This window comes from Nevskia soli, assembly GCF_903970205.1.
Classification (GTDB): domain Bacteria; phylum Acidobacteriota; class Terriglobia; order Bryobacterales; family Bryobacteraceae; genus Bog-113.
Window position 1 is genome coordinate 1 of sequence record NZ_CAJCHS010000431.1, and the last position, 3320, is coordinate 3320.

Annotated in this window: 2 protein-coding genes; one reads left to right on the forward strand and one right to left on the reverse strand. The window is 60.0% G+C overall.

All coding sequences use genetic code 11. The features are described 5' to 3' along the window. The first annotated feature begins 122 nt into the window (after nucleotides 1-122). A complete protein-coding gene (locus tag H1Y01_RS18510) occupies nucleotides 123-1670 on the forward strand; it encodes a S10 family peptidase (protein ID WP_180542196.1) in 1548 nt (515 codons plus the stop codon). Nucleotides 1671-1781: 111 nt separating this feature from the next. On the opposite strand, the gene dnaB is transcribed toward H1Y01_RS18510, so the two are convergent. Further along, nucleotides 1782-3152, reverse strand: coding sequence for a replicative DNA helicase (gene dnaB, locus H1Y01_RS18515; RefSeq protein WP_180542198.1), 1371 nt, complete (start codon nucleotides 3150-3152; stop codon nucleotides 1782-1784). Between the last annotated feature and the right edge of the window lie 168 nt (nucleotides 3153-3320).

Here is a 3320-nt window from a genome sequence, read left to right on the forward strand (position 1 = left end):
TGTGGTACCAGCCGCGGCTTTCGAGCAGGGCTCGAGCCGGATTGTCACGCCGGTACCGCCGGAGTTCCGCCGGAGTCATGCGCTCAGTCTAACCGGAAGCGTCATAATCACTACTTCAACCTATGCTAAGATTCCGCACCGCCGCTCTCCTTCTGTCCTTCGCCGCTATCGCTCGTGCGCAGGAAGCTCCCGCGCCGACGCCGGCCGCACCACCCGCGCCAGCATTCGTCCCGCTGCCGCCGAACCCTGCGCCTCCCGCGGTTGAGCGCACCTCCGTCACTCATCATTCCATCCGCATCAACGGCGAGGTCGTGAACTATACTGCCACGGCGGGCACGCTTCTACTCAGACGCGACGACGATAAGCCCAAAGCCAGCATCTTCTATATCGCCTACACGCGCGACGGCGTTGCCGATGAAGGCCGGCGCCCCATCACTTATACCTTCAACGGCGGTCCGGGTTCCTCCTCTGTCTGGCTGCACGTCGGCGCGATCGGCCCGAAGAAAGCGCTGCTGAAAGACGACGGCACGTTACCGCCCGAGCCCTTCCGCCTGATCGACAACGACAACTCCATTCTCGACATCACCGATCTGGTCTTCATCGATCCTGTTTCGACGGGCTTTAGCCGACCGGCGCCCGGTGAAGATCCCAAACAGTTCCATGGTGTCGAGGGCGACCTTGCTTCCGTCGGCGACTTTATCCGTCTCTGGACCACGCGCAATAACCGCTGGAACTCGCCTAAGTTCATCGCCGGCGAAAGTTACGGAACAACCCGCGCCGCCGGTCTGTCTCAATACTTACTCGACAACTACGGCATGTATCTGAACGGCATCACTTTGATCTCGTCCGTCCTGAACTTCGAAACGATCGCCTTCGATCGCGGGAATGATCTGCCTTATGTGCTGTTCCTACCCACTTACACGGCAGCCGCGTGGTACCACAAGAAGCTGCCGCCCGACTTACAGGCCGACCGCGATAAGGCGACTACCGAAGCCCGTGCTTTCGCCGCCGGCGACTACGCCGCCGCGCTCATGAAAGGCGACCGGCTTACCGCAGATGAGCGTACCCGCATCGCCGCGCAGGTCGCGCGATTCACCGGCCTTTCGCCGGATTACGTTATAAGATCGAACCTCCGCATCCACATTGAGCGCTTCGCCAAGGAACTCCTCCGGTCGGAGAACCGCACCATCGGCCGCTACGACAGCCGCATTGAGGGCAACGATTACGACGCCGCGGGCGAGTACCCCGAGTACGACCCCAGCTACACCGTCGTATACGGACCTTTCACGGCGGCCTTCAACGGCTACGTTCGCGGTGAATTGAAATGGGATAGCGACCTGCCTTACGAGATACTCACCGGCAAAGTACACCCGTGGAACTATGCGCCTTTCGAGAATCGATACGTCAACATGGCCGAGCGGCTCCGGGAGGCGATCACGCAGAACCCCGACCTGCATGTGATGGTCTGCAACGGCTATTACGATATGGCCACACCCTTCTTCGCGACGGAGTACACGTTCGACCACATCGGTCTTGACCGCGCGCTTGCCGGTAACATCGCGCTGACTTATTACGACGCCGGCCACATGTTCTATACCAACAAAGCCTCCGCCGCCCAACTCCGCAAGAACTTAGTCGATTTCTACGGAAAGTACGCCATCGAGCAGTAGTAACCGCTCCGTCACCGTCGCGGCTCTGTAACGTACTGATTCTACTGAGGATGAAAGGAACCGGACAGCCCCCTCCGAGCCGGACCGAGAGGGAGGGTCCGCCACGGACTGTTACTGCACCTGGTCGGTCACATCCTCCGCCCGGTTTTCGAACTTAGTCATCCCGTGCAGATACACTAAGTTGACCTTTCCGATCGGCCCGTTGCGCTGCTTGGACACGATCAGTTCAGCCTGACCCCGCAAGTCCTCGCGATCGGGCTTATAGACTTCCTCGCGGAAGATGAATCCGACCAGATCGGCATCCTGCTCGATGGAACCCGATTCCCGCAGATCGCTCAATTGCGGACGATGATCGCCCTGCCGTGTTTCCGGCGCGCGGCTTAACTGCGAGAGCACCAGCATCGGGCAATCGAGCTCCTTGGCGAGTAGCTTCATGCCTCGCGAAAGTGCGCTGACTTCCTGGGTGCGGTTCTCGAATCGTCCGCGCCCGCTCATCAACTGTAGATAGTCGACGACCACCAATCCCAGCTTCTGTTGAGTCTGCTGCTGCAGCCGCCGCAGCTTCGCGTGCATGTCCATTAGGTGTACGCCCGCCGTATCGTCAATGAAGATCGGCGCTTCCACCAGTTCATTGGCAGCCTTGCGCAGCCGCTCGCGCTCCCGGGAGTCCAGAAAGCCTCCGCGGAACCGGTGCCCATCCACATAGGCAGCCGCGCACAGCATGCGCGTTAACAAAGAGTCGTTCGACATTTCGAGCGAGAAGATCGCCACGGGCAATCCGCGCTTCACGGCGACATGGTGAGCGATGTTGAGCGCCAGCGCCGTCTTGCCCATGGCCGGCCGCGCCGCGATGATGATCAACTCGCCCCCATGCAGTCCGCCGGTCATCTCATCGAAGCCCGCGAAACCGGTGCTCACGCCTTTGATGCGTTTGCTGGGATCGAGGAAGGCGGTGATGCCGCCCTGGAAGCGCTCGATGACCTCGCGCGGCGTCAGCAACCCGTCGTTCAGATGCGCTTCGCCGAGTTTCAGCAAGGCTTCTTCGGCGCCGGCCAGTATGGCATCCGGCTCCTCGTCGCCCATCAACGCCCGCTTCATCAGCGAGTCGGCCGTCGCTACGATGCGGCGCAGCGAGCTCTTGTCGCGGATGATCTTGACGTAAGCCTGCACGCTGGGCAGGCGCGGCAGGCCATCGTCGAGCGAGACCAGATAACTTAGTCCATCTACCGACTCCAGCTCGTTGTAGCGCAGCAGATCGTTGGCGAGCGTGATGCGATCGATGCGCTCGCCGCGTTCATGCAGTTCCAGCATGCGGCGGAAGATCTTGCGGTGCTTTTCGAGGCAGAAATCATCGACGGTCAACTGTCCGGCGACGTCGATAAAGACGTTGTCGTCAAGAAGAATCGAGCCGAGTACCAGGCGTTCGGCATCGACATTGGAGGGGAGCCCTCGTTCCAAGGCAATCGACGTGGATGAAATCATTCCGGGAAATTTACTTTCACTACTCTGCCCCCGCGAGCTGTACAAATCTCGCGCGCGCCAAAAATAATTTTGTTGATGCCGGAAGCGCTGACCGGGACATCAAACTCGCCCGTCGCCCAAGAGTTTTCCAGAATCTTCCACAGCCTTTCCTAGAAACATTTTAGCCCG

Excerpts from the sequence above, each read along its gene's own strand:
- H1Y01_RS18510 (WP_180542196.1), top strand. The coding sequence starts at position 123 with ATGCTAAGATTCCGCACCGCCGCTCTCCTTCTGTCCTTCGCCGCTATC.
- dnaB (WP_180542198.1), bottom strand. The coding sequence starts at position 3,152 with ATGATTTCATCCACGTCGATTGCCTTGGAACGAGGGCTCCCCTCCAAT.